The 24,576-nt window shown below is 65.2% G+C and carries 22 protein-coding genes; 10 read left to right on the top strand and 12 right to left on the bottom strand.

Annotated features, from left to right (window positions below; genetic code table 11):
- Positions 1 to 100 precede the first annotated feature (100 nt).
- Positions 101 to 1,180 (top strand): 1,2-phenylacetyl-CoA epoxidase subunit PaaE, encoded by a 1,080-nt coding sequence (gene paaE, locus QW881_RS13160; RefSeq protein WP_315757797.1) that lies wholly within the window; start codon positions 101 to 103, stop codon positions 1,178 to 1,180.
- A 245-nt stretch (positions 1,181 to 1,425) separates the two neighbouring features.
- Here paaE and paaK read toward each other — a convergent pair whose 3' ends face one another.
- Positions 1,426 to 2,754, bottom strand: coding sequence for a phenylacetate--CoA ligase PaaK (gene paaK / locus QW881_RS13155; protein WP_315757796.1), 1,329 nt, complete (start codon positions 2,752 to 2,754; stop codon positions 1,426 to 1,428).
- 43 nt (positions 2,755 to 2,797) lie between these two features.
- Positions 2,798 to 3,265: a hydroxyphenylacetyl-CoA thioesterase PaaI gene (gene paaI, locus QW881_RS13150; RefSeq protein WP_409998887.1), complete on the bottom strand. Its 468-nt coding sequence runs from the start codon at positions 3,263 to 3,265 to the stop codon at positions 2,798 to 2,800.
- Between the two features lie 214 nt (positions 3,266 to 3,479).
- On the opposite strand from paaI, the gene QW881_RS13145 reads away from it, so the two are divergent.
- Positions 3,480 to 4,526, top strand: a complete 1,047-nt coding sequence (locus QW881_RS13145) for a YeeE/YedE family protein (RefSeq protein ID WP_315757816.1) — start codon at positions 3,480 to 3,482, stop codon at positions 4,524 to 4,526.
- Positions 4,527 to 4,700: 174 nt separating this feature from the next.
- Here QW881_RS13145 and QW881_RS13140 read toward each other — a convergent pair whose 3' ends face one another.
- From QW881_RS13140 to QW881_RS13120, 5 genes are all read right to left on the bottom strand, one after another.
- A complete protein-coding gene (locus QW881_RS13140; RefSeq protein WP_315757795.1) occupies positions 4,701 to 5,918 on the bottom strand; it encodes a bifunctional alpha/beta hydrolase/OsmC family protein in 1,218 nt (405 codons plus the stop codon).
- A gap of 615 nt (positions 5,919 to 6,533) precedes the next feature.
- A complete protein-coding gene (locus QW881_RS13135; protein WP_315757794.1) occupies positions 6,534 to 6,899 on the bottom strand; it encodes a hypothetical protein in 366 nt (121 codons plus the stop codon).
- Positions 6,900 to 7,061: 162 nt separating this feature from the next.
- Positions 7,062 to 7,724 (bottom strand): sulfite oxidase-like oxidoreductase, encoded by a 663-nt coding sequence (locus QW881_RS13130; protein WP_315757793.1) that lies wholly within the window; start codon positions 7,722 to 7,724, stop codon positions 7,062 to 7,064.
- A gap of 191 nt (positions 7,725 to 7,915) precedes the next feature.
- Complete coding sequence (locus QW881_RS13125; protein ID WP_315757792.1) at positions 7,916 to 9,340, bottom strand: amidase; 1,425 nt, start codon at positions 9,338 to 9,340, stop codon at positions 7,916 to 7,918.
- Between the two features lie 292 nt (positions 9,341 to 9,632).
- Positions 9,633 to 10,409: an SDR family oxidoreductase gene (locus QW881_RS13120; RefSeq protein WP_315757791.1), complete on the bottom strand. Its 777-nt coding sequence runs from the start codon at positions 10,407 to 10,409 to the stop codon at positions 9,633 to 9,635.
- Positions 10,410 to 10,569: 160 nt separating this feature from the next.
- On the opposite strand from QW881_RS13120, the gene QW881_RS13115 reads away from it, so the two are divergent.
- Positions 10,570 to 11,643: a tartrate dehydrogenase gene (locus tag QW881_RS13115; protein ID WP_315757790.1), complete on the top strand. Its 1,074-nt coding sequence runs from the start codon at positions 10,570 to 10,572 to the stop codon at positions 11,641 to 11,643.
- 91 nt (positions 11,644 to 11,734) lie between these two features.
- Positions 11,735 to 13,093, top strand: coding sequence for a HEAT repeat domain-containing protein (locus tag QW881_RS13110; protein WP_315757789.1), 1,359 nt, complete (start codon positions 11,735 to 11,737; stop codon positions 13,091 to 13,093).
- A gap of 339 nt (positions 13,094 to 13,432) precedes the next feature.
- Here the strand turns inward: QW881_RS13110 and QW881_RS13105 are convergent, their stop codons facing one another.
- The 3 genes from QW881_RS13105 to QW881_RS13095 form a co-directional block, all read right to left on the bottom strand.
- Entirely contained in the window at positions 13,433 to 14,344 is a 912-nt protein-coding gene (locus QW881_RS13105; protein WP_315757788.1) for an NAD(P)-dependent oxidoreductase, read from the bottom strand.
- A gap of 215 nt (positions 14,345 to 14,559) precedes the next feature.
- Positions 14,560 to 15,810 carry a Zn-dependent hydrolase gene (locus QW881_RS13100; RefSeq protein ID WP_315757787.1) on the bottom strand — a complete coding sequence of 417 codons (1,251 nt, stop codon included), beginning with the start codon at positions 15,808 to 15,810 and terminating at the stop codon, positions 14,560 to 14,562.
- Positions 15,807 to 16,769 (bottom strand): LysR family transcriptional regulator, encoded by a 963-nt coding sequence (locus QW881_RS13095; protein ID WP_315737224.1) that lies wholly within the window; start codon positions 16,767 to 16,769, stop codon positions 15,807 to 15,809. The genes QW881_RS13100 and QW881_RS13095 overlap by 4 nt, the downstream gene beginning before the upstream one ends.
- A gap of 113 nt (positions 16,770 to 16,882) precedes the next feature.
- Here QW881_RS13095 and QW881_RS13090 point away from each other — a divergent pair, with 113 nt between their 5' ends.
- The 6 genes from QW881_RS13090 (at position 16,883) to QW881_RS13065 (ending at position 22,523) form a co-directional block, all read left to right on the top strand.
- Complete coding sequence (locus tag QW881_RS13090) at positions 16,883 to 17,701, top strand: putative hydro-lyase (RefSeq protein ID WP_315757786.1); 819 nt, start codon at positions 16,883 to 16,885, stop codon at positions 17,699 to 17,701.
- An 82-nt stretch (positions 17,702 to 17,783) separates the two neighbouring features.
- Positions 17,784 to 19,028: an ABC transporter substrate-binding protein gene (locus tag QW881_RS13085; protein WP_315757785.1), complete on the top strand. Its 1,245-nt coding sequence runs from the start codon at positions 17,784 to 17,786 to the stop codon at positions 19,026 to 19,028.
- Positions 19,029 to 19,221: 193 nt separating this feature from the next.
- On the top strand, positions 19,222 to 20,100 hold the full coding sequence (locus QW881_RS13080) for a branched-chain amino acid ABC transporter permease (RefSeq protein ID WP_315737227.1): 879 nt from the start codon (positions 19,222 to 19,224) through the stop codon (positions 20,098 to 20,100).
- Entirely contained in the window at positions 20,100 to 21,107 is a 1,008-nt protein-coding gene (locus QW881_RS13075; protein ID WP_315757784.1) for a branched-chain amino acid ABC transporter permease, read from the top strand. Before QW881_RS13080 ends, QW881_RS13075 begins: the two co-directional genes overlap by 1 nt.
- Positions 21,104 to 21,835, top strand: a complete 732-nt coding sequence (locus QW881_RS13070; protein ID WP_315757783.1) for an ABC transporter ATP-binding protein — start codon at positions 21,104 to 21,106, stop codon at positions 21,833 to 21,835. Before QW881_RS13075 ends, QW881_RS13070 begins: the two co-directional genes overlap by 4 nt.
- Positions 21,819 to 22,523, top strand: a complete 705-nt coding sequence (locus QW881_RS13065; RefSeq protein WP_315737230.1) for an ABC transporter ATP-binding protein — start codon at positions 21,819 to 21,821, stop codon at positions 22,521 to 22,523. The genes QW881_RS13070 and QW881_RS13065 overlap by 17 nt, the downstream gene beginning before the upstream one ends.
- 157 nt (positions 22,524 to 22,680) lie before the next feature.
- Here QW881_RS13065 and QW881_RS13060 read toward each other — a convergent pair whose 3' ends face one another.
- Together QW881_RS13060 and QW881_RS13055 are read right to left on the bottom strand one after the other, a co-directional pair.
- Entirely contained in the window at positions 22,681 to 23,583 is a 903-nt protein-coding gene (locus tag QW881_RS13060) for an ABC transporter permease (RefSeq protein ID WP_315757782.1), read from the bottom strand.
- Between the two features lie 3 nt (positions 23,584 to 23,586).
- Positions 23,587 to 24,522 carry an ABC transporter permease gene (locus QW881_RS13055; protein ID WP_315757781.1) on the bottom strand — a complete coding sequence of 312 codons (936 nt, stop codon included), beginning with the start codon at positions 24,520 to 24,522 and terminating at the stop codon, positions 23,587 to 23,589.
- Positions 24,523 to 24,576: the final 54 nt, after the last annotated feature.

The raw sequence follows: 24,576 nt of genomic DNA, 5'->3' as shown, positions 1-24,576 counted from the left end.
GGAGCAATCCAGAGTCGAGTGCGCAGCCCTGCTTCCGCCTACGCCCTTCGGGCTTCGGCGGACAAGTCGCTTCGCTCGCAATGACGTGGAGATAGGTTCGATGTCGACAACGCCACGCTTCCATCGTCTCGCCGTCCGTGACCTGCGCCGGGAGGCGCCCGATGCAGTGTCGCTGACCTTTGCGATTCCGAACGAGCTTGCCGATGACTATCGCTTCGCGCCCGGGCAATACCTCACGCTCAAGACCACGCTCGGCGGCGAGGAGGTCCGGCGCTCCTATTCGATCTGCTCCGGTCCCGATGACGACGAGATCCGGATCGCCGTGAAGCGTGTCGATGGCGGCGCATTCTCCAGCTTCGTCACCGACGAAATGAAGCGCGGCGACGAGATCGACGTCATGACGCCGACCGGCCGTTTTGGCGTGGCACTGCAGCCTGAGGCCGCGCGTACTCATGTCGGCCTTGCCGCCGGCTCCGGAATCACGCCGATCCTCTCGATCGTGAAGGCCGTGCTGGCGCGGGAGCCGCGCAGCCGCTTCTTCCTGTTCTACGGCAACCGCACCACCGCAGGCATGCTGTTCCGCGAACAGCTCGAGGAGCTGAAGGATCGCTTCCTCGACCGCTTCTCGCTGTTCCACGTCATCTCCGGCGAGGAGCAGGATCTGCCGATCCTGCACGGCCGGCTCGACGGCGAGAAGGTGCGCGTGCTGCTGCGCTCGCTGGTGCCGGCCGAGAGCATCGATCACGTCTTCATCTGCGGTCCCACCGGGATGAGCGAGGATATCGAGGCCGCCTGCCGCGCGCTCGGGATCTCCGACGACCGCGTCCATGTCGAGCGCTTCGTCTCCGGCGCCGGCGGCAAGCCGCGGCCCAAGATGGTCGTGCCTGATACGGCGCCCCCCAAGGCGATCGCCGCGCTGATCATCGACGGCAAGCGCCGCGAGGTCCCGGTCGCCGACGGCGAGGCCATTCTCGACGCCGCGCTTCGCGCCGGTGTGGACTTGCCCTTCGCCTGCAAGGGCGGCATGTGCTCGACCTGCCGCGCCAAGCTGGTGGAGGGGAGAGCGGAGATGGAGCTGAACTACTCGCTGGAGCCATGGGAGCTGCAGGCTGGCTTTGTGCTCACGTGTCAGGCCAGGCCGGTGACGGAGCGCGTGGTGGTGGACTACGATCATGTGTGAGGTAGTGGCCGCGAAATTTCGACTGCTGATCGAGGCTGATGTGAGCATGCTCGCTCGGCTCGCTCGCTGCACCTCGCCCCGCTTGCGGGGCGAGGTCGGATTGCATCGTTAGATGCAATCCGGGTGAGGGGGACTCTCCGCGAGTTCGGTGCGTGGAGAGTCCCCCTCACCCCAACCCTCGCCCCGCAGGCGGGGCGAGGGAGCTCACTGTCATCGGCGCTCAATCTCGATTCATCTCTGAACGGCTACCCCACCGGCCGCTTGTCCTTGATCCGTTTCGCCTTGCCGGCCGAGCGCTCCAGCGTGTCGGGCGGGACGACTTTCACCTTTGCCGTGAGGCCGATGGTGTTCTTGATGTGGATGGAGATGCGCTCGGCGTGCGCGCCGAGGCCGGTCTCGTCCCAATGCTCCGGTCGCGACTCCGCGTAGATCGTCAGCTCGTCCATGCGGCCCTCGCGCGTCAGCTCCAGCATGAAATGGCCGCCGCACCATTCGGTCGACAGCAGGATCTCCTCGATCTGTGACGGGAACAGGTTGACGCCGCGCAGGATGATCATGTCGTCGGAGCGGCCCGTGACCTTCTCCATCCGCCGCATGCCCGGCCGCGCGGTGCCCGGCAGCAGGCGCGTCAGATCGCGGGTGCGATAGCGGATGACGGGAAAGGCCTCCTTGGTCAACGAGGTGAACACCAGTTCGCCCATCTCGCCGTCGGGGAGCACCTTGCCGGTGTCGGGATCGACGATCTCCGGATAGAAATGATCCTCCCAGATGTGCAGCCCGTCCTTGGTCTCCAGGCATTCCTGCGCCACACCAGGGCCGATCACCTCGGACAGGCCGTAGATGTCGGTGGCGTCCATCGCGAACGCATCCTCGATCTCGGCGCGCATCGCATTGGTCCACGGCTCGGCGCCGAAGATGCCGATCCTGAGCGAGCTCTGCCGCGGATCGAGGCCCTGACGCTTGAACTCGTCGAGGATTGCCAGCATGTAGCTTGGCGTCACGGTGATGATGTCAGGGCGGAAATCATTGATCAGCTGCACCTGCCGCTCGGTCATGCCGCCGGAGATGGGCACCACCGTGCAGCCGAGCTGCTCGGCGCCGTAATGGACGCCGAGGCCGCCGGTGAACAGGCCATAGCCGTAGGCGTTGTGGATGATCATGCCGCTCCGGCCGCCGGCGGCGCGGATCGAGCGGGCCATCACGGCCGACCAAGTCGCGATGTCGTTCCTGGTATAGCCGACCACGATCGGCTTGCCGGTCGTGCCCGAGGAGGCGTGTACCCTTACCAGTTGCTCGCGCGGCACGGCGAACATGTTGAACGGGTAATTGTCGCGCAGGTCGGTCTTCACCGTGAACGGAAACTTGGCGAGGTCGGCGAGCTCGCGGAAGTCGGAGGGATGCACCCCCGCCTTGTCGAAGGCGCGGCGGTAATGGGCGACGTTGTCATAGGCGTGCTTCAGCGACCAGGCGAGCCGGCTCGTCTGCAGCGCCATGATCTCGTCGCGCGAGGCTCGCTCGGCTGCGTCCATCTCGGGAACGTAGCTGCCGGTCGATTGAAGCTTGGTCGATGTCATGGTCAGGTCCTCCGGCAGGGGCGCGGGGCGATAGGGAAGCGGATCAGCTCGCGGCGGCCGGGACCAGCGTGCCGCCGATGCTGCGGGAATGGCCGCGGAATTCGGCGATCACCGTGTCGCCTGCCGTAACGCGGACATCATAGATGCCGGAGCGCCCGCTGCGCGACACCTCGTGCGCGCGGGCAAGCAGAACGTCGCCGAGCTTGCCGGGGCGGATGAAGCTGATGCTGCCCTGTGCGGCCACGGTGCGGTCGTTGTGCGAGTTGCAGGCGAATGCGAAGGCGGAATCGGCCAGCGTGAAGATGAAGCCGCCATGGGCGATGCCATGGCCGTTGACCATGTGAGGCTGCACTTGCATCTGCAGGGTGGCGCGTCCGGGGCCGATCTCGACGATGTGCATGCCGAGCCCCTGGCTGGCGCGATCATCCTGCCACATCGCGTCGGCGCAGGCGCGGGCGAGGGCGTCGGGGGAAAGTGTCGCCACGCCGCTCACCGTGCGGCCTCCATGCATGCGCAATGCGTCGGCCACCCCTGAGGATGCGTTTCTGAAATCACGGCGTTCTCTCCCGTCGATGCTTGTTGGAACAAGCATTCTCATCTAGTTAGGTGCGACATCGTGGCAAATATTCTGCGCGCGTCAAGCGAAAGCGCTGCCTGCGCAACGCGCGTGTTGTCCGCAACCGGAAGGATTCCTGAACGTGCCCGAAGCCGCCAATCTGGCCGTGATGGCCGGTCTCATGATCGGCCTGATCTATGGCGTGGTCGGGCTGCTCAGCGGCTTCTGCATGATGAGCAGCCTGCGCGGCTGGTGGGCCGACGGCGACGGCCGTCTGGTGCGGACCTATGCGCTGGCGATGGGCGTCGCGGTCGTCGCGACGCAGGTGTTCGCCGCCAACGCCGTCGTCGATCTCGGCAAATCGATCTATCTGCAGCCGACCTTCTCGGTGCCGCTGATGTTTGCCGGCGGTGTCCTGTTCGGCTACGGCATGGTGCTCGCCAACGGTTGCGGCTCGCGCGCGCTGGTGCTGCTCGGTCGCGGCAATCTGCGCTCCTTCGTCGTGGTGACGGTGCTGGCGATCGCAGCGGAGATGACGTTGAAGGGCCTGATCGCGCCGTTGCGCATCGCGCTGATGCAGGCCTCGCAGACCACGGCCGCGGCGACATCGCTTCCTGCGCTGCTGTCGGCCGGCGGCCTGCACGGTGCGCCAGCGCGCCTCTTGCCGGCGCTCGCGCTCGGCGGCGTCTTGATCGCGTTCGCCTTCGCGCATGCGCCGTTCCGGCGCGCGCCCGGGCAGATGTTCGCCGGTCTCGTCGTCGGCCTGCTGATCGCGGCCGGATGGTTTGCGACCGGCTATCTCGGCGCCGATGAGTTCAATCCGGTGCCGGTGGGCTCGCTCACTTTCGTCGCGCCGATCGCCGACGGCCTGCAATATGTGATGCTGTCGACCGGCTCGACGGTGAACTTCGGCATCGCAACGGTCGCCGGCGTGCTGGCGGGGAGTCTCGTGGCGGCACTGGTCACGCGCCGCTTCAAGCTCGAAGGTTTTCACTCGCCGAATCACATGCTGCGCTCGGTTGGCGGCGCCGCGCTGATGGGCATCGGCGGCGTGATGGCGCTGGGCTGCTCGGTCGGGCAGGGTCTGACGGGACTGTCGACCCTGGCGCTGCCGTCCTTCGTCGCCATCGCGGGAATCTTCATCGGCACGGCGGCCGGCCTGCGCGGAGCGTTGCGCGTCAGGCCGCTGAAGATCGAGCCGCAGGCGGCGCGTTAGTCTCATTGTGTCACGACCACCGTCATTCCGGGGCAATCTTCGATGCGCGCGTCGGCGATTGAACCCGGAATCTCGACATTGCCGGAAATGGACGCAAGACAATCTCGGGACTCCGGGTTCAAGGCCTGCGGCCTTGCCCCGGAATGACGGTGGTTGTGACTCAGTCGAATGAGCTCACTCCGTCGCGCGCGTGACGATGCGGATCTCCGACGTCAGCGTCCGGTGCACCGGGCACTTGTCGGCGATCTCCATCAGCTTCCTGCGCTGCTCCTCATCGAGCGCGCCGTCCATGTGGATCTCGCGCTCGAGCTGATCGATCAGCCCGACCTTGGTCTCGCACGCCGCGCAGTCCTCCGCATGGATCTTGTTGTGACGCAGGGTCACGGTGATCAGGTCGAGCGGCAGCAATTTGCGATCGGCATAGAGCCGCATCGTCATCGAGGTGCAGGCGCCGAGCGCCGCGAGCAGAAGGTCGTAGGGGCCCGGGCCGGTGTCCTGGCCGCCGACGGAGAGCGGCTCGTCTGCGGTGAGATGGTGGGGCCCGAGCGCGATGCTCTGCTGCAGCTTGCTCGCCCGCGTCTCGCGCACGACGACGTCGCGCGGGCCATCGGTGGCCGCCGGCTCGACCGGCGCCGGTGCGACGTAGCGGCCGGCCCAGCTCGCGATCACCTCGGCGATGTAGGCGGCGTCGGCTTTGCTGCTGATGAGATGATCGGCGTGATCGAGCGAGATGAAGCTCTTCGGATGCTTGGCAGCGACGAAGATGTGGGTCGCGTTGTCGATGCCGACGGTCTCGTCGACAGGCGAGTGCATCACCAGCAGTGCCTTGTGCAGATGCTTGACCTTGTCGAGCAGACGCTGCTCGGCGATGTCGTCGAGGAAGGAGCTGCTGATCCGGAACGGGCGCCCCGCGAGCGAGACCTCGGCCGAGCCGTCGCGGCGGATCGCCTCGAGGCCGTCCTTGAACATGTTGGTGACATGGCCCGGATCCGAAGGCGCGGCGATCGTCACGACGGCTTTCGCATCGGGAATGTCGCCGGCGGCCGCCAGCACGGCGGCGCCGCCGAGGCTGTGGCCGATCAGGATCGCCGGCGCCTGTCGGGTCTCGCGCAGATGATTGGCGGCGCGGACAAGATCGGCGACGTTGGAGGAGAACGTCGTGTTGGCGAAGTCGCCTTCGCTGGAGCCGAGGCCGGTGAAGTCGAACCGCAGCACGGCGATGCCATGCGCCGTCAGCGCCATGGCGATGCGCCGCGCCGCATGCGTGTCCTTGCCGCAGGAGAAGCAATGCGCGAACAGCGCGTAAGCGCGCGGCGAACCGTTGGGCAGGTCGAGCGCAGCGGCAAGCTGCTCGCCGCTTGCGCCTTCAAACTGGAAACGTTCGGTCGGCATATTGTGCCCCATTCGTTGCGTCTTCATTACCGCTCGAGGCGATGACACCGCATCGTCTCACATCGTCATACAACAGATAAGGCCATTCCAGCAGACATGATGGCGCATTCTCGCGGCCCTGCAACGGCCCGAGCTTTGCGGATCTTTGCCCCTCTGCAATCGAGAGGGCGCAGGGAAGGTCGGGAGCCTGCCGCCCCCATGGCCCGCCTGCGGAAAAGAATGCAGGCGGCAGAACCACAGGTTCGGCTGAGGACATCCCGGCCTTCCCTGCGCAATGGTTGGAACGGCTTATACGTGCTCTCTCCGGGGAACGGCTGTCTTGCCCCCGTCATCGCGATGCGCGTCATCCGCACCACGACTTGACGCCAGCACCGCGGCGCCGAGACCACACGATTTCGCCGTGCGCACCGGATCGTTCGTCCGCATGGAAGACCACGCTGCAACCCGTTGCGCCCACCGCATCCCGCGCTCCACGTCCGTGACGATCGCGATACGCCCCTCTGCAACGAGGCGGGATGGCGGTGAATAAATCACGATTTTCAGAAATATGCAAGGAGGATATTTCTGGGCCGGGGGGCCGGGCAAGCATCGATCGCGCACGCGACGCAGCAATGATCAGTCCCGCGGAGGCAGAAGCTCGATCTCCTGTTCGCCGTGCCGGATCGCTGTCGGCAGGTCTTGCGCGACGAGGTCGGAAATCCATTGGACGAGCGCGGGCAGGGCTTCGTCCTTCGCGCGTCGACGAAGTTCAGGCAAGTCCCGCTCGTGCGCGGTGCCGACTTTGATGTTGAGACGCTCATAAGGAATGCCGCCGTCCGGCGGCCGATATCGCGCATCGAACAGACGCCTGCCGTGGCTGCGAACGAGGTGGATGCGAATGCCGCCGAGATCTCTTGCGGTCAGTGCGGCGAGGATGACGCTCGGCTTGAGAAGATACCCGTAGCCCTTGGGGATCTTGCCGGTTTCTGAGGTGAACTCCATGCGATATCTCTGGCACGTTCGGAAACTGAGCCCGTAGGGTGGGCAAAGCGTAGCGTGCCCACCATTCTTTTCTTTTCAGCTTCAATTCAGCTTCATTTCAGCGGCGACCGCGGCGGGCACGACGCTTCGCGTCTTTGCCCACCCTACGGTCCTGTCAGCCCGTCAGTCCGAATAGCGCTGCTCGGCCCAGGGATCGCCGCGGTTGTGATAGCCGCGCACCTCCCAATAGCCGGGCGCATCCTTGTCCAGGAATTCGATCGCCTTCAGCCATTTCGCGCTCTTCCAGAAATACAGATGCGGCACCACGACGCGGACCGGGCCGCCATGCTCCTGGCTGAGCGGCGCGCCGGACCAACTGTGTGCGAGCAGTGCATCCTCGGCGGCGAAATCTTCCAGCGTCAAGTTGGTGGTGTAGCCGTCATTGGAATGCAGCACGACGAAATCGGCTGTGTCGCGCGGCCGGCAGGCGGCAAGCAGGTCGCGCGTCGCAAGCCCTTCCCATTGATTGTCGTAGCGCGACCAGGTCGTCACGCAATGAATGTCGGATGTGAACTGGCGCTGCTCCTGGGCGAGGAAGGCGGAGAAATCCCAGAACAGAGGATTTTCCACCGCGCCATAGACGTCGAGCCGCCAGCGCTCTGATGTGACCGAGGGCGTCAGGCCGAGATCGAGCACCGGCCAGTCGCGGGTCAGATGCTGGCCCGGCGGCAGGCGCTGGTCCTCGGGCCGCACGATCCGGCCGGTCAGGAATTTGCCCTCGTGAGCCCAGCGCTCCTTGCTGCGGGTCAGCTTGCTCTCGGGCGGCAGCCCGGACTCGTCAGCCATGACGGCACCTCGTCGGTTGGTTCTGCTCACGCCTGCCGGTGCATCGTCGACGTATGCTTGGTATCGCGCATGGCATGATCGGCACGACCGAGATCATAGGAGAGCGAGGCTCCGGCCCAATGCTTTTCAAGCATCATGTGGCCGCTGGGGAACTCAGCCTGGCCCAGCAAGCTGGACCAGGCTGTCGATACTTAGCCCTTCGGCGCGCGCGGATCGATCGGGGTCGAGCCGGCAACGCCGAGGACGTCCTCCAGCGCCTTGGCGCCTGCGAGCAGCTGGGCGTCGGCGTGCGGTGCCGCGACCATTTGCAGTCCGACCGGAAGACCCGACGCCGTGAAGCCGCAGGGCAGCGACAGGGCTGGGCAGCAGGCCAGCGTGATCGCGTAGACGATGCCGAGCCATTGCACGTAGTTGTCGAACTTATGCCCGGCGCATTCGGCGACGTAGCGGTTCTCGACCGGGAAGGGCGGTACGATGGTGGCCGGCGCCAGCAGCAGATCATAGGTCTCGAAGAACTTGACGGCGCGCGCGGTGATCGCCACGCGCTGGGCTTCGGCGCGCGCGATCTGCGCGACCGTCAGCTTCAGCCCTTCCTCGATGTTCCAGATCACTTCCGGCTTCAACAGGTCGCGCTTGGTGCGCAACAGCTCGGCCTTGCTCATCGCGAAGTCGAGCGCGCGCAGCACGTGGAAGCATTCGTGCGCTTCGCTGAAATCGGGATGCGCCTCCTCGACGATCACGCCCAACTCGGCGAAGCGCTGTGCCGCCTTGCGCGTGACCGCCGCGACTTCCGGATCGACGGGCGTGATGCCAAGATCCGGAGAGTAGGCAACGCGAACCGGCCTCTTGCCGGAGCGTGCCGCGGCCAAGAACGACGTCGCAGGCGAGGGCAGCGAGATCGGATCGGCGGCGTGCTCGCCGCTCATCGCGTCGAGCAGCAGCGCGAGATCCTCGACGTTGCGGGCCATCGGGCCCTGGACACCGAGATTGCGGTCGACGGCCACGGCCGGTGTATGCGCGACGCGGCCGAAGCTCGGGCGCAGGCCGACGATGCCACAGAAGCTCGCGGGATTGCGCAGCGAGCCGCCCATGTCGGAGCCATGCGCGAGCCAGGCCATGCCGGTCGCGAGCGCGACTGCAGCGCCGCCCGAGGAGCCTGCCGCCGAGCGGGACGTGTCCCAGGGATTGAGCGTCGCGCCGAACACCTCGTTGAACGTGTTGGCGCCGGCGCCGAACTCCGGCGTGTTCGACTTGGCATAGATCACGCCGCCATTGGCTTCGAGATGATCGACCAAGAGATCGGAGCGTTCCGGAATCCGGTCCTTGAAGATCGGCGACCCTTGCGTGGTGAGCACGCCGGCGACATCCGTGAGGTCCTTGATCGGGACGGGCAGCCCGGCGAGCACCCCGCGCTCGGCAACCGGCTTCTGCATCAGCGCCTTGGCGTGCTTGCGGGCGCGGTCGAAGCACAGGGTCGGCAGCGCGTTGACCTTGTCGTCGACGGCTTTGATGCGCGCTTCCAGTGCGTCGAGGCAATCGAGCGGCGTGACCTCGCCGGCCTTCAACCTGTCGACGACGGCGCAGGCGGTCTCACGGATCAGTCCCTGGTCGGCCAAAGTGCAGTTCTCCTGATGGCAAGCGTCCCGGCGCTTCGCTGTAGATCACGTTTCGCCTGGGCTGGAAAGGTTGCAGCCGTAAGCCCCACTGCTTCACAAGAGCCGAACGGTTGCGGTTTCCACCGTCATTCCGCGGGGCAATCGTCAAGGCGAAGGCGCGAAGCGGCTGCGCGTTGACGATTGAACCCGGAATCCCGAGATTGCTTAGGAACGGACGCAAGACAATCTCGAGATTCCGGGTTCAAGGCCTCCGGCCTCGCCCCGGAATGGCGGTGGTTGTGACGCAGTAGGATTAACCCCACCCTGCGCTGATGCCGCCATCGACGGTATAGATCACGCCGGAGGTGTAGCCCGCACGGTCCGAGGCGAGGAACACCATGAGGTCGGCGATCTCCCTGACATGCGCGGGGCGGCCGAGCGGCAGGCTCTTCTGGAATTCGGTGTAGCGGCTCTCGTCGCCGAACTGATGCTTGGCGCGGGTCTTGAGCAGAGTGATGTGGCGATCGGTGCCGACCGGCCCGGGATTGAGGCCGACGACGCGGATGTTGTCGGCGAGGCTCTTGGAGCCGAGCGCGCGGGTGAAGGCCATCAGCGCCGCATTGCCGGCGCTGCCGCAGATGTAGTTGGCGTCGAACTTCTCGCCGGCCGCGCCGATGTCGTTGATGATGACGCCGGCCCCGCGCGCCTTCATCTGCGCATAGACCAGGCGCGTCAGATTGATGAAGCCGAACACCTTCAGGTCCCAGGCATGCCGCCAGGCCGCCTCGTCGATCTTGTCGATCGCGCCGCCCGGGATGTCGCCGGCATTGTTGACGAGGATGTCGATATCGGAAGCGGCTTCGGCCAGCCGCGCGACGTCCTCGCTCTTGCGCAGGTCCACGACATGCGCGGCCGCATCGATCTGATGCTTCGATCGCAGCTGCTCGACCAGCGCCGCGAGCCGGTCGCCACTGCGCGCTGCAAGCCTGACGTGACAGCCTTCCTCGGCGAAGGCTTCGGCGGCTGCGGCACCGATCCCCTTGGACGCGCCGGTGATGAGAACGCGCTTGCCGCGCAGATGAAGGTCCATGGACGTGCTCGCTGGGATGGGTGAGGAGATAGGATTGTCTGGCGCGTCAGCCATGCGGTCAATCTTGCACCGCAGCGTTGCGCTTGGGCGTGGTTTGGTTCATTCAGGCATTCGCCATTTCAGCCGGGCGTACCGGCGTAAACGACCAAGGATCCGCTCGATGAGCAAGAAGCCCTATCGCATCGCAGTCATTCCCGGCGACGGCATCGGCAAGGAGGTCATGCCCGAGGGCATTCGCGTGATCGAGGCGGCGGCCAAGAAGCACGGCGTCGCGGTGCAGTTCGATCATTTCGACTTCTCGAGCTACGACTATTACGAGAAGCACGGCCAGATGATGCCGGACGATTGGAAGGCGCAGATCGGCGGCCATGACGCGATCTATTTCGGCGCCGTCGGCTGGCCCGCCAAGATCGCAGACCATGTGTCGCTGTGGGGCTCGCTCATCAAGTTCCGCCGCGAGTTCGATCAGTACGTCAATCTGCGTCCCGTGCGGCTGATGCCCGGCGTGCCGTCGCCGCTGGCGGGTCGCAAGCCCGGCGACATCGATTTCTGGGTGGTGCGCGAGAATACCGAAGGCGAGTATTCCTCCGTCGGCGGCCGCATGTTTCCGGACACCGACCGCGAGTTCGTCACCCAGCAGACGGTGATGACGCGCACCGGCGTCGATCGCATCCTGAAGTTCGCCTTCGAACTGGCGCAGTCGCGGCCGAAGAAGCACCTGACCTCGGCGACGAAGTCCAACGGCATCTCGATCACGATGCCTTACTGGGACGAGCGCGTCGAGGCGATGGCGAAGAACTATCCGGGCGTGAAGTGGGACAAGTACCACATCGACATCCTCACCGCGAACTTTGTGCTGCACCCGGACTGGTTCGACGTTGTCGTCGGCTCCAACCTGTTCGGCGACATCCTGTCGGATCTCGGCCCGGCCTGCACCGGCACCATCGGCATCGCGCCGTCGGGCAACATCAATCCCGAGCGCAATTTCCCGTCGGTGTTCGAGCCCGTGCACGGCTCGGCGCCCGACATCGCGGGGCAGGGCATCGCCAACCCGATCGGCATGATCTGGTCGGGCGCGATGATGCTGGAGCATCTCGGCGAGAAGACCGCGGCGCAGTCGATCGTCGGCGCGATCGAGCGGACGCTGGCCGAACGCACGCTGCGCACGCGGGATCTCGGCGGCAATGCGGATACGACCGCGTGCGGCAAGGCCGTCGCGGACATGGTGGACTAGTCGGTAAAAGTCGTCCCGACCAACGGTCGAAGCTTGTCGCCAGCGTCATGGCCATAGAAGCGAGACACGTCGAGATCGGGACGACTGGGCAATGACGACGTGGACGGCCGCGATCCTGGTCTGGGGCTCATTTTTCCTGTTCTGCGCAGCCCTGCTGGGCTTCTGGGGATACGCCTTCTACATCGAATGGCAGCACTCCATAGGGCCGCAGGGGTTGAAGACCCTGGCGGACATGCGAAGGGCATTCCGCAGAGGCAGCAAGACCAGCCTCTTCGATCGGCGGAGGTCGTCGGCGATTTATGCAATGCAACAGTTCGCGGAGCAGGAGGCCGATGCTACCCAGCGCGATGCCATCGCCATCCTCATGCGCGATGAGATCGCGACAGCGCTGCACAAGACGGACAACGGCACCGCCAACGACGTCCGGCGCATGCTCGACACGCTGAAGGCGGCGGCTCCGTCCTGGGAAGCCGATTTCCTCGAGCGTGTCGCGCGCTCGAAACTGGAAGGATGGGTCCGTGGCCACGCTCTCGATCGTCTCGTTGGCCTGCGTGGGCCGGGAGCGCTGGGAGTCCTGCTCGAACTGATCGACGATACGTCCGTTACCCACGCCGTCGCTTTGGCCATTGCCCGGCTCGGTCGGCGCGCTGCGACGCCCGAGGTGCTTGCCGCACTGGAGCGCACGCTGACCGACAGTCAGAACGGCTGGGCTCCATCCGCAGCGGCGCAAGCTCTGATCTCGCTTGGTCAGGCGACGACCCCGATCCTCGCAAGGCACCTCGATCGGTTCGATCCATGGACTGCCTTCACCGTCCGGGTCACGATCGCCGCGTTGGACGCGGGCGCCCTCATCGAAAGGCTGATCACCAGCGGCGTCGTGGCCGAGGACCGCCGCAAGCTGATCAAGCCGGCTGTCATCAACAAGATGCAAAAGGCTTTGAACCGTGGCGACGGATTCAAGGCCGTCACGACATTGCTGCAGCGCTTGCGTGCGATCTACATCTTTGACACCGAGTGGGGCCCCGTGCCCGATTACGAGGCGTTATTGCAGGAGCTGGCACGTATCGGCGGGCCGCGCGTGACGATCACGGACATCGCGCTGCAGATGGACGGCGAGGCGTGCCGTGAGGTGAGTTGCCTGGTTGCCGGGCAGCCCGCGCGCTTCTCTCCGGAATTCATGGGTGATTGGACAGACCTGTCAGCAGTGCTGAACGGCCTCAATGCCGCGCTGGCCGCGGCGGATCGGCCGGAGCGGTTCGCCAACCTTTTCAGCGGTGACCAGAACGCTTGTGTCATTGTCGGGCACCGCGACGGCCTCGTTGACCTTGAAAACGGGCTCGGCCTCCCGATCGATCCCGGCGCGAAAGCGGCGATTTCCATCGGTGTGGCCGCTGAAGATCATGTCGCTGCTCAGCTCGCGGCTTCCGGTCTCAAGGTCATCCGCGGCTGATCGCAGCGGCCATGACGACACCGAGGCGTGCGGTGAGATCGTGGCAGACGCGGCGATCGCGTTCGCTGCGATGACAGTGGTGCCAGGTCGGGCAACAACGTCGTTGCGACGAACGCAGCGATGAAGCGATCCGGGGGCGTCGCGGGACTCTGGATTGCTTCACTGCGCTCGCAATGACGCAGGAGAGAGCCGTAGGGTGGGCAAAGGCGCGGCCTTGCTGCATCCTGCTACGAGATCGTTGTGGCGCCGTGCCCACCGTCTCGCTTCAGACTGTGCTGATCGATGGTGGGCACGCTGCCGCCTAGCGGCGGCCGCTTTGCCCACCCTACGCGTCAACAACTACTTCTTCGCCACCCTGCGGCAGTGCTCCCACGCCGCGTGAATCAGGTTCTCGCTGGCTTCCGGGGTGCGGAACGCCGAATGCGCCGACAGCGTCACGTTCGGGATCGTGGTCAGCACGTGGCCGGCCGGCAGCGGCTCGGTGTTGAAGACGTCGAGGCCGGCGTGGCGGATGTGGCCGGAGCGCAGGGCGTCGATCATCGCTGCTTCGTCGACGATGGCCGCGCGGGCGGTGTTCACGAAGATCACGCCCGGCCGCATCTGCGCGATGCGGTCGCGGGACAGGAAGCCGCGGGTCTCGTCGTTGAGCAGGAGATGCAGCGAGACGACGTGGCTCTCCTTGAGCAGCGTGTCGAGATCGACGAACTCCACGCCCGGATGGCTCTTCGGCGAGCGGTTCCAGGCGATCACCTTCATGCCGCTGCCGGACGCGATGCGCGCGACCTCCGCGGCGATGCCGCCGAAGCCGATCAGGCCGAGGGTCTTGCCGGTCAACTGCATGCCGTCATCGCGCAGCCAGTTGCCGGCGCGCATCTCGCGGTCCATCTGCGCGATGCCGCGGGCCGAGGCCCACATCAGTGCGATCGCTGCTTCTGCCACCGCCGTATCGCCATAGCCCTTGATCAGGTGCACGGTGATGCCGAGATCGGCCAGCTCCTCCGGATTCATGTAGCTGCGCGCGCCGGTGCCGAGGAACACGACGTGCTTGAGCCCCTTGCACTGCTTCGCGACCTCGGTGGGCAGGGCGGTGTGATCGACCACGCCGATCTCGGCGCCATCGAGAATGGCGGGCCAGTCGTCCGGCTTGATGTCCGGATCGAGATGCACGCGCATCTCGGGATCGCCCGATTTGCGCTGCCGCTCGAAGATCTCGGCAAGCGACTCGTTGGCGTCGATGAAAACTCCGCGCACGTGAGGATCTCCTCTAGGAAGTAGGCAAAATGGTCGCGCAGGACGAGGTCTGCTCCCTCCCCCCTTGTGGGGGAGGGCTGGGGAGGGGGGCCCCCGGGCGACACCGCCGCTGTGGACCCCCACCCCCCTACCCCTCCCCGCAAGGGGGAGGGGTTCCTAGCGTGCCTGCGCGATGAAGATCTGGAATCGATTGCTGATAGTCGCTGACGTCGCAACTACGACGCCACGCCCGCCAGCGACAGCACGGTGTGCAGCAGCACGTTGGCGCCGGCGGCGCAGTCGGATTGCGTGGCATCCTCGAGCTCGTTGTGGCTGATGCCATCCTTGCAGGGCACGAACACCATCGCGGCCGGCATGATCGTGTTGAGATTGCAGGCATCGTGGCCCGCTCCCGACGTGATGCGCCGGTGCGAATAGCCGAGCGTGCCGGCAGCGCGCTCGACGGCATCGACCAGCTTGGGATCGAAGTGCGTCGGCGGCTTGCGCCAGACCTGGTCGATCGCGATCTCGACTTTGCGCTTCTTGGAAATCTCGCTCGCCGCCGCACGCAGGCTGGCATCGAGCGCGTCCAGCGTATCGGCGTTGGCGCTGCGGCAGTCGATGGTGAAGGCGATCTCGCCGGGGATCACGTTGCGCGAGGGATTGGCGATCACGGCCTCGCCGATGGTCGCGACCGCGTTCGGTCCGAGCTTGAGCGCGATCTGCTCCAGGGTGAGCGCGAACTCCGACAGCGCCAGCAGCGCGTCGCGGCGCAGCGGCATCGGTGTCGAGCCGGCATGGCTCTCGAAGCCGGTGACCTTGCCGTCGTACCAGAACACGCCCTGGCCGTGATCGACCACGCCGATGGTCTTGTTTTCGGCCTCCAGAATCGGACCCTGCTCGATGTGCAGCTCGACGAAGCCTGAGAATTTCTGCGTGCCGACCTTGGTCTCGCCGCGATAGCCGATCTCGTCCAGCGCCGCGCCCACGGTCATGCCTGCGGCATCTGTCCGCGACAAAATGTCCTCGACCGTGAAGTCGCCGACATAGGCGGCCGACGCCATCATCGCCGGCGCGAAGCGCGAGCCTTCCTCGTTGGTCCAGTTGACGATGCAGAGCGGCGCGTCGGTCTCGATGCCGGCATCGTTGAGCGTGCGGATCACCTCCAGCGCGCCGAGCGTGCCGAGAATGCCGTCGAACTTGCCGCCCGTGGGCTGGGTGTCGAGATGCGAGCCGAGCCCGACCGGCGGCTTCGACATGTCGCGGCCCTTGCGAAGTGCGAACATCGAGCCGAGCGTGTCGACGTGCACGTCGAGCCCGGCATCCTCGCAGGCTTTGCGGAACCAGTCGCGGACCTGCTTGTCCTCCTGGCTCAAGGTCAGCCGCCGCACGCCGCCCTTCGGCGTCGCGCCGAACCTGGCGGTCTCGTGAATGCTGTCCCAGAGGCGGGCGGAATCGATCTGCAGATTGGTGACGGCGCGGCTCATGCTTGAAATCCCTGTACTCCGGCATCCTGTCCATCGCGCGCCGCGACGATGGCGTCAACCGATGCCGCCGGATGGCTGGCCGTCTGCGCCGTCCTGGCTGCGAGCTCGGCGACGCGCTCGATCGCGACCATCTCGGGGGACGACAGCCAGCTCGCCGTGAAGGTCAGCGGCGGAATCCGCAAATCCGTCTTGAGCTCCTGCAGGCGTCCGCGCTCGATCTCGTTGGCGACGATCGCCGCGGGAATGACGGCGACACCGAGGCCCTCGACGGCCATGTGGATCACGGTCGCCAGCGAGGCGCTGGCGTGCAGACGCATCGGCGGCAGATGCGGGCGATTGAAGAGCGAGCGCACATTGTCGTAGGGCTGGGTGTTGCGCGGGAAGGTGATGATTGGAAACCGTGCCATCTGCTCCGCCGTGATCAGGCCTTTGCCGAAACCCAAAGAGGGGCTGGCCAGGAAGCTGATCGGATAGTCGCACAGCACGCGGCTGCGGATGCCCGACGCGGACGGCGAGCCGAGCGCGAAGGCGAGCTCGATCTCCTGCGCCAGCAGCCGCGCATGCAGGTTCGGCGTGACGTCGACCTCGATCTCCAGCGAGAGGTTCGGATAGCTCTCGTTGACGCTCTTGATCAGCCGCGGCAGCCAGTCGTGCACGATGGTCTCGGCGACGCCGAGCCGAAGCACGCCGCGCATCGCGGAGCGGTCGCCGACCTCGGCCAGCATCTCCGCGCGCAGGCCGATCAGCTTCTCGGCATACACCAGCATCTGCCGTCCGCTCGCAGTCGGCGACGCCACGCGGTGGTCGCGGTTGAGCAGCTTGACGCCGAGCTCGCGCTCGAGCTGGGCGATCCGCTGGGAAATGGCCGGCTGAGTGGTGTTCAGGCGCTGCGCTGCGCCGCGAAAGCTGCCAAGCTTCACCACCCAGAGGAAGGTCTCGATGGAACGGAAATCCAACATCGCGCCCCGCTCGGATCAATTTGTCTTATCGATCCCGATTAAAAACGAAGATTAGACTTTATAGCATGGCTGATGTTCAGTGAGTTTGTCGAGATATTAGGCAAGTGGCACAAATGACTGTTTCTGCGGCACTGCAGCAATCAGCGGGTGGGAGTGAACTTCTCCCGAGCCATCAAGCCCGCCTGGATTATCGCACCGGCAGGGGCTGGAGCACGGCGGGGGTCGCAAACGGCTTCGTCCAGGGCAATCTGGCGATTATCCCCGAGGCGTACGCTGGCGCCTTCCACCGCTTCTGCCAGCTCAATCCAAAACCGTGTCCGATCATCGGCATGTCCGAACCGGGCAATCCTTTCATTCCGGCGCTCGGCGCCGACCTCGACATCCGCACCGACGTGCCGCGCTATCGCGTCTGGCGCGATGGCGAGATGGTCGAGGAGCCGACCGATTTGCGCTCGCACTGGCGCGACGACCTCGTCACCTTCGTGCTCGGCTGCTCGTTCTCGTTCGAGGAGGCGCTGATGGCGGACGGTCTGCCGATCCGCCACATCGAGCAGGGCTGTCGCGTGCCGATGTACCGCACCAACATCGCCTGCACGCCGTCGGGGCCGTTCGCGGGACCGATGGTGGTGTCGATGCGCCCGTTCAAGCCGGCGCAGGCGATCCGCGCCGTGCAGATCACGACGCGCTTTCCCGCGGTGCACGGCGCGCCGGTGCATCTCGGTCATCCTGAGCAGATCGGCATCGCTGATATCAACACGCCGGACTACGGCGATCCGGTGCCCGTCGCCGCGGACGAAATCCCTGTGTTCTGGGCCTGCGGCGTCACACCGCAGGCGGTCATCGCCGCGGCCAAGCTGCCCTTCGCCATCACCCACGCGCCGGGCCTGATGCTGATCACTGATCTCAGGAACAAGGATCTCGCCGTCCTCTAGTCAGCCAGCTTGTGCTGCTTTTTGAGCCTTTACCACCGACGTCAACCGCTTCATCGATGCGCTTTCATCAGAGGATCTTGCCATGACCATTACGCGCCGTAACGTCCTGCTTGGAGCCACCGCTGCCGCTGCTCTCGGTCCGATCGCCGCCCGCGCCCAGACGTCGGAAGTGAAGATCGGCGTCATCTATCCGTTCTCGGGCGCCAGCGCCCAGATCGGCGTCGACGCGCAGCGCGCGTTCGAGACGGCGGCCGAGATCATCAACGGCAAATACGACTACGACCTGCCGCTGGCCCGTACCGAGGGTCTGCCGGGTCTCGGCGGCGCCAAGATCAAGCTGGTGTTCGCCGATCATCAGGCGGATCCGCAGAAGGGCCGCGCCGAGGCCGAGCGCCTGATCACGCAGGAGAAGGTCGCAGCCGTCATCGGCTCCTATCAGAGTGCCGTCGCGGTCACCGCGAGCCAGATCTGCGAGCGCTACCAGATCCCGTATCTCTCCGCCGACAACTCCTCGCCGAGCCTGCATCGCCGCGGCTTGAAATACTATTTCCGCGCCGCGCCGCATGACGAGATGTTCTCGCAGGCGATGTTCGACTTCTTCGATGCGATGAAGAAGAAGGGCACCAAGATCGAGACGCTCGCGCTGTTCCACGAGGACACCATCTTCGGTACGGATTCGAGCAACGCCCAGCTCAAGCTCGCCAATGAGCGCGGCTACAAGATCGTCGCCGACATCAAGTACCGCGCCAACTCGCCGTCGCTGTCGGCCGAGGTGCAGCAGCTCAAGGCGGCCAATGCCGACGCGCTGATGCCGTCGAGCTACACCACCGACGGCATCCTCTTGGTCAAGACCATGGCCGAGCTCGGCTACAAGCCGAATGCGATCGTGGCGCAGGACGCCGGCTTCTCGGAGAAGGCGCTGTATGACGCGGTCGGCGACAAGCTCGAAGGCGTGATCTCGCGCGGCTCGTTCTCGCTCGATCTCGCCGCCAAGCGGCCGATGGTCGGCAAGATCAACGACATGTTCAAGGCCAAGTCGGGCAAGGACTTCAACGACTACTCCTCGCGCCAGTTCATGGGCCTGATCGTGATGGCCGATGCCATCAACCGCGCCAAGTCTACCGATGGCGAGAAGATCCGCGACGCGCTGGCCGCGACCGACATGCCGGGCGAGCAGACCATCATGCCGTGGAAGCGGGTGAAGTTCGACGAGAGCGGTCAGAACAACGACGCCGACCCGGTGCTGCTGCAATATGTCGGCGGCAAATTCGTCACCATCTTCCCGACCCAGGCCGCGGTGGCCCAAGCCACCTGGCCGATGAAGTAGCAACCTCGAGTGTCGTCCCGGGCAAGCCGCGACGCGCGTCAGCGCGTGGCGGCGCCGACCCGGGACCCATACTCCGAGGCCGTGGTTGGACGATGATTGGTCGTCGTCGTGCCCCACAAAAACAGTCGTGGTTATGGGTCCTGGCTTTCGCCAGGACGACACCAAGTGTCACATCGAGAGTGGGGCAAGATCTGTGACAGCAGAAACAATCATCCAAAGTCTCGCCAGCGGCCTCTTGATGGGCCTGCTCTACGGCCTGATCGCCGTGGGGCTGGCGCTCATCTTCGGGCTGATGGACGTCGTGAACTTCGCCCATGGCGAGTTCCTGATGATCGCGATGTACGCGACCTTCTTCCTGTTCGCGTTCTTCGCGCTCGACCCGTTGCTTGCAGCGCCGCTGGTCGCCGCGGCATTGTTCGTGTTCGGCGCGGTGGTCTATCTGCTGATCGTCAGATTCGCGGTCCGTGCCAAGGCCAATACCGGCATGGTGCAGATCTTCTCCACCTTCGGGCTCGCGGTGCTGATGCGCGGGGTCGCGCAGTACTTCTTCACGCCGGACTATCGCAGCATTCCGCACTCCTGGCTCGGCGGCAAGACGATCTCGATCGCGGGGATCTACCTGCCGCAGCCGCAACTGGTCGGCGCGCTGATCGCGATCGCGGCCTTCGCCGGGCTCTATTTCTTCATCCATCGCACCGATTTCGGCCGTGCGCTGGAGGCGACGCGTGAGGACGCCGGCGCGGTGGCGCTGGTCGGCATCGACAAGAACAAGGTGTTCGCGCTCGGCTGGGGCCTAGGCGCGGCGCTGGTCGGTCTTGCCGGCGCGGTCATGGCGATCTTCTTCTACGTCTTTCCCGATGTCGGTGCGTCGTTCGCGACCATCGCCTATGTGACGGTGGCGCTCGGTGGGTTCGGTAGCGTGTTCGGTGCCTTCGCCGGCGGCATCGTCGTCGGCCTGGTCGAGGCGATCACCACGCTGATCCTGCCGCCGTCACTCAAGACCGTCGGCATCTACGGCGTCTATCTCCTCGTCGTCTTCATCCGCCCGCGCGGCCTGTTCGGATCGATCTGATGGACAAGGTATTCCTTCAACGTCGCCGGCGCGACCTCATCATTGCGGCATGCCTGGCACTGGTCGCGAGCCAGGTGCCGCGCTACGTCACCGACGTGTACATCCAGAACATGATGATCATGACCCTGATGTATGCAGCGCTGTCGCAGAGCTGGAACATCCTGTCCGGCTATTGCGGCCAGATCTCGCTCGGGCACGCGCTGTATTTCGGGCTCGGCGCCTACGTCACCGCGCTTCTGTACACCAAGTTCGGGATGCTGCCCTGGTTCGGCATGTTCGCCGGTGGGCTAATGTCTGCGGTCATCGCGATGGCGCTCGGCTATCCTTGCTTCCGGCTGGGCGGACACTATTTCGTCATTGCCACCATCGTGATCGCCGAGATCACTCTCGTGCTGTTCCAGAATTGGGAATGGGCGGGAGCAGCGCTCGGCATCACCATCCCGATGTCGAAACAAGATAGTTGGCTCGCGCTTCAATTCGCCAAGAACAAGCTGCCATACTTCTACTTCGCGCTCGCGCTGGCCTGCGTCGCCTGGTTCGTGACCTGGTGGCTAGAGGATTCGAAATGGGGCTATTGGTGGCGGGCCGTGAAGGACAATCCGGTCGCGGCCGAGAGCTTGGGCGTTGTCGTGTTCAATTCCAAGATGGGCGCTGCGGCCGTGTCGGCGTTTCTCGTTGCCGTCGGCGGCGGCTTCTACGCGATGTACGTCACCTATATCGACCCCGAGAGCGTCATGGGCTTCCAGTTCTCGTTGCTGATGGCGCTGCCTGCCGTGCTCGGAGGCATCGGCACCTTGTGGGGCCCGATGCTCGGTGCCGTCATCCTGATCCCGCTGACCGAGCTGACGCGTTCATATATTGGTGGGTCCGGCCGCGGCGTCGATCTCATCGTCTATGGCGGCCTGATCATCGCGATCTCGCTGGCAAGGCCGCAGGGGCTGGTCAGCCTGTTCTCCCGCAAGCCGAAGCGGGCTGCTCAGCCGGTCCGAGAGGCGGTGGCGTCATGACCGCGCTGTTGGAAACCCGCAACATCACCCAGCGCTTCTCCGGCCTGACCGCGAACTCCGACGTCTCGATTTCGGTCGGGCGCGGCGAGATCGTCGGCCTGATCGGGCCGAACGGCGCCGGCAAGTCGACCTTGTTCAACCTGATTGCCGGCGCGTTCAAGCCGACTGAAGGCGCGATCATCTTCGACGGCGAGGACGTCACGGCGCTGCCGGCGGCCGAGCGCTGCCAGCGTGGCATCGGCCGCACCTTCCAGGTCGTGAAGAGCTTTGAGAGCATGACGGTGATCGAGAACGTCATCGTCGGCGCGCTGGTGCGCAACACTGTCATGCGCGAGGCGCGGCGGAAGGCGCATGACGTGCTGGCCTTCTGCGGGCTCGATACGCGTGCCGACGTGCTGGCGAGCGATCTCGTCCCGTCGGAGAAGCGGCGGTTGGAAGTGGCCCGCGCCCTCGCGACCGAGCCGAAGCTGCTGCTGCTCGACGAGGTGCTGACCGGCCTCACGCCCGTCGAGTCGCAGAAGGGCGTCGAACTCGTGCGCCGCGTGCGCGACACCGGCATCACGGTGCTGATGGTCGAGCACGTCATGGAGATCGTGATGCCGCTGGTCGATCGCGCCATCGTGCTCGATCTCGGCAAGGTGCTGATCGAAGGCAAGCCCAAGGATGTCGTCCGCGATCCCAAAGTCATTTCCGCCTATCTTGGAGACCGCCATGCTGTCGGTGCGTGACGTTACCACCGCCTATCAGGGCCTGGTCGCGATCTCGAATGTCTCGATCGACGTCAACAAGGGCGAGATCGTCTGCGTCGCCGGTGCCAATGGCGCCGGCAAGTCGACGCTGCTGAAGTCGATCGCCGGCGCCGAGCGGCCGCGTGCGGGCACTGTCACCTTCGACGGCAATCGCATCGACGGCATGGCGCAGCATCTGATCACCGCCAAGGGCATCGCCTATGTGCCGGAGAACCGCCGGCTGTTTCCGCGGCTCTCGGTGCGCGACAACTTAAGGCTCGGCAGCTATCTGTATCGCGGCGAGGCCAATCGCGAGGAGCCGCTCGACTTCGTGTTCAAGCTGTTTCCGCGGCTGTCGGAGCGGCTGGAGCAGCGCGCGGAAACGCTGTCCGGTGGCGAGCAGCAGATGCTGGCGATCGGCCGCGCGCTGATGACGCGGCCGCGGCTCCTGATGCTCGACGAGCCGTCGCAGGGCATCATGCCGAAGCTGGTCGACGAGATCTTCCAGGCCGTCAAGCGCATCCGCGATGCCGGCATGACCGTGCTGATCGTCGAGCAGCGCATGGCCGAATGCCTGGAGATCGCCGACCGCGCCTACATCCTCCAGACCGGCCGTGTGCTGATGCAGGGCACGGCAGCGGAGATCAGCGGCAACAAGGATGTGCGGAAGGCGTATCTGGGGCTGTGAGTTGATGCCCGTGTAGGGTGGGCAAAGCGGCACCGTCAGGCGCCGCGTGCCCACCGGCGGTGCCGGTGAGGGAGGTCGGTGGGCACGGCGCGCGAGACACCTTTGCAAATGAGCGACGACCGCGGCGCGCCTTTGCCCACCCTACGTTTTCATGCAGCTACACCATGCCCTTACCAGCGTCGGAGCCCTGGCGGCGCTGGCGGGCCTGCAGCACCAGGATCACGGACAGCGCGGCGAAGATCACCACGAACGACACCGCCGAGGTCAGCGTGCCCAGCGCGTAGATGTCGGGCTTCGTCACCGTCGTTGTCAGGCCCTGCAGCTCCAGCGGCAGGGTGTTGACGGAGCCGATCGCCTGGCTGGAGCGGGCGAGCTCGTCCCAGGAGAGCGTAAAGCCGAACAGGCCGATGCCGACCACGCTGGGCAGGATGATCGGCAGCACGACGTGGCGGAAGGTCTGCCAGGGCGTGGCGCCGAGGTCGCGCGCGGCTTCCTCCAGCCGGCCGTCGAAGCGGTTGAAGATCGCGAACATGATCAGGAGGCCGAACGGCAAGGTCCAGGTCAGGTGTGCACCTAAGCCCGAGGTGAACAGGCCCATGGCGGTGGTCCAACCGTCCGCCAGCCAGCCCAGGCCGACATCGGCGCCGTGCTTGTTGATGAAGTCGTCGATCAGCCGGAATTCGAGCGCTATGCCGAGCGAGGTGATGATCGACGGCATGATCAGGCTGGCGATGGCCGTGTAGAACAGCACCGAGGCGCCGCGGAACGGCTTGCGGAAGGCCATGCCGGCGGCGACCGACAGCACCACGGTGATCACCATCACGACGAGCCCGAGCGCCAGCGACCGCTTGAACGCTGCGCCGATATCGACGATGCCGCCGCCGGAAAACACTTTTCCGAACCAGGTCAGCGACACCCCGTTCATCGGAAAGGTGAGGCCGCCGTCAGGCCCCTGGAATGACAGGATGTAGATCGCGATCATCGGCCCATACAGGAACAGCACATAGGCCGAAAAGAACAAGGCGAGGATGTAGAACGAGCGCGGCCGCTTGTCGCCCATGGCTCAGAGCTCCTTGCGCACGTCGACGATCCGCGTCAGCGCGGAGATGATGATGATGGTGATACCGAGCAGGATCACGGCATTGGCGGCGGCGGCCGGGAATTGCAGCGCGGAGAGGCGCGCTTCGATGATCTTGCCGGCGGAGGCAATCTGCTGGCCGCCCATCACGCCGATGGTGACGAAGTCGCCCATGACGATCGTGATCACGAAGATCGAGCCGATCACGATGCCGGGCTTCGACAGCGGAATGACGATGTTGACCAGTGTCTGCCAGCCCGACGCGCCGGCATCATAGGCGGCCTCGATCAGCCGCTTGTCGATGCGGATCATCGAATTGAAGATCGGCACCACCATGAAGAACGTGAACAGGTGCACCAGCGCCAGCACCACCGAAAATTCGGAGAACAGCAGCCATTCGATCGGCTTGTTGACGATGCCCACACCTTGCAGGCCCTGATTGACGAGGCCGTTGCGCCCCAGCAGCGGGATCCAGGCGATCATCCGGATCACGTTCGATGTCCAGAACGGGATCGTGCACAACAGCGACAGCACGATCTGCCAGGTCTTGCTGCGAACGTGGAAGGCGAGGAAATAGGCGACCCAGAAGCCGATCATCAGCGTCAGGCCCCAGGTCAGCAGGCAGAGCTTCAGGGTCTTGAGATAGGTCTTCAGGATGGTGCACAGTTCGGGCAGGTTGGCGACGCAGCCCTCGAACGTGTCGGTGTAGCCGCGGAAGCTGAACGCCGGGATCATCTCATATTCGTTGTAGTCCCAGGCGCTGACGACGACGACGAGCACGAGCGGCAACAGGAAGAACAGCGCGAACACCAGCATCATCGGGCCGGCCTGCAGCCAGGCGATCGAGCGCATGGTGATCTTGCGCAAAGCGCTCTCCGCCGGCGCCACGCTGTCAGGCGAATTGTCGATCGTCACGGCCACGGATGCAACCTGTCGTCCTGTGTGCGGGGAGAGAGACAAGGAGGCCTGCCGCGC

The organism is Bradyrhizobium sp. SZCCHNS3016, assembly GCF_032484535.1.
Lineage (GTDB): Bacteria > Pseudomonadota > Alphaproteobacteria > Rhizobiales > Xanthobacteraceae > Bradyrhizobium.
Note: the sequence above shows the minus strand (reverse complement) of the source record. Positions and strands in the feature narration are given on the sequence as shown.

Excerpts from the sequence above, each read along its gene's own strand:
- paaE (WP_315757797.1), top strand. The coding sequence starts at position 101 with ATGTCGACAACGCCACGCTTCCATCGTCTCGCCGTCCGTGACCTGCGC.
- paaK (WP_315757796.1), bottom strand. The coding sequence starts at position 2,754 with ATGACATCGACCAAGCTTCAATCGACCGGCAGCTACGTTCCCGAGATG.
- paaI (WP_409998887.1), bottom strand. The coding sequence starts at position 3,265 with ATGCATGGAGGCCGCACGGTGAGCGGCGTGGCGACACTTTCCCCCGAC.
- QW881_RS13145 (WP_315757816.1), top strand. The coding sequence starts at position 3,480 with ATGGCCGGTCTCATGATCGGCCTGATCTATGGCGTGGTCGGGCTGCTC.
- QW881_RS13140 (WP_315757795.1), bottom strand. The coding sequence starts at position 5,918 with ATGCCGACCGAACGTTTCCAGTTTGAAGGCGCAAGCGGCGAGCAGCTT.
- QW881_RS13135 (WP_315757794.1), bottom strand. The coding sequence starts at position 6,899 with ATGGAGTTCACCTCAGAAACCGGCAAGATCCCCAAGGGCTACGGGTAT.
- QW881_RS13130 (WP_315757793.1), bottom strand. The coding sequence starts at position 7,724 with ATGGCTGACGAGTCCGGGCTGCCGCCCGAGAGCAAGCTGACCCGCAGC.
- QW881_RS13120 (WP_315757791.1), bottom strand. The coding sequence starts at position 10,409 with ATGGACCTTCATCTGCGCGGCAAGCGCGTTCTCATCACCGGCGCGTCC.
- QW881_RS13115 (WP_315757790.1), top strand. The coding sequence starts at position 10,570 with ATGAGCAAGAAGCCCTATCGCATCGCAGTCATTCCCGGCGACGGCATC.
- QW881_RS13110 (WP_315757789.1), top strand. The coding sequence starts at position 11,735 with ATGACGACGTGGACGGCCGCGATCCTGGTCTGGGGCTCATTTTTCCTG.
- QW881_RS13100 (WP_315757787.1), bottom strand. The coding sequence starts at position 15,810 with ATGAGCCGCGCCGTCACCAATCTGCAGATCGATTCCGCCCGCCTCTGG.
- QW881_RS13095 (WP_315737224.1), bottom strand. The coding sequence starts at position 16,769 with ATGTTGGATTTCCGTTCCATCGAGACCTTCCTCTGGGTGGTGAAGCTT.
- QW881_RS13090 (WP_315757786.1), top strand. The coding sequence starts at position 16,883 with ATGACTGTTTCTGCGGCACTGCAGCAATCAGCGGGTGGGAGTGAACTT.
- QW881_RS13085 (WP_315757785.1), top strand. The coding sequence starts at position 17,784 with ATGACCATTACGCGCCGTAACGTCCTGCTTGGAGCCACCGCTGCCGCT.
- QW881_RS13075 (WP_315757784.1), top strand. The coding sequence starts at position 20,100 with ATGGACAAGGTATTCCTTCAACGTCGCCGGCGCGACCTCATCATTGCG.
- QW881_RS13070 (WP_315757783.1), top strand. The coding sequence starts at position 21,104 with ATGACCGCGCTGTTGGAAACCCGCAACATCACCCAGCGCTTCTCCGGC.
- QW881_RS13065 (WP_315737230.1), top strand. The coding sequence starts at position 21,819 with ATGCTGTCGGTGCGTGACGTTACCACCGCCTATCAGGGCCTGGTCGCG.
- QW881_RS13060 (WP_315757782.1), bottom strand. The coding sequence starts at position 23,583 with ATGGGCGACAAGCGGCCGCGCTCGTTCTACATCCTCGCCTTGTTCTTT.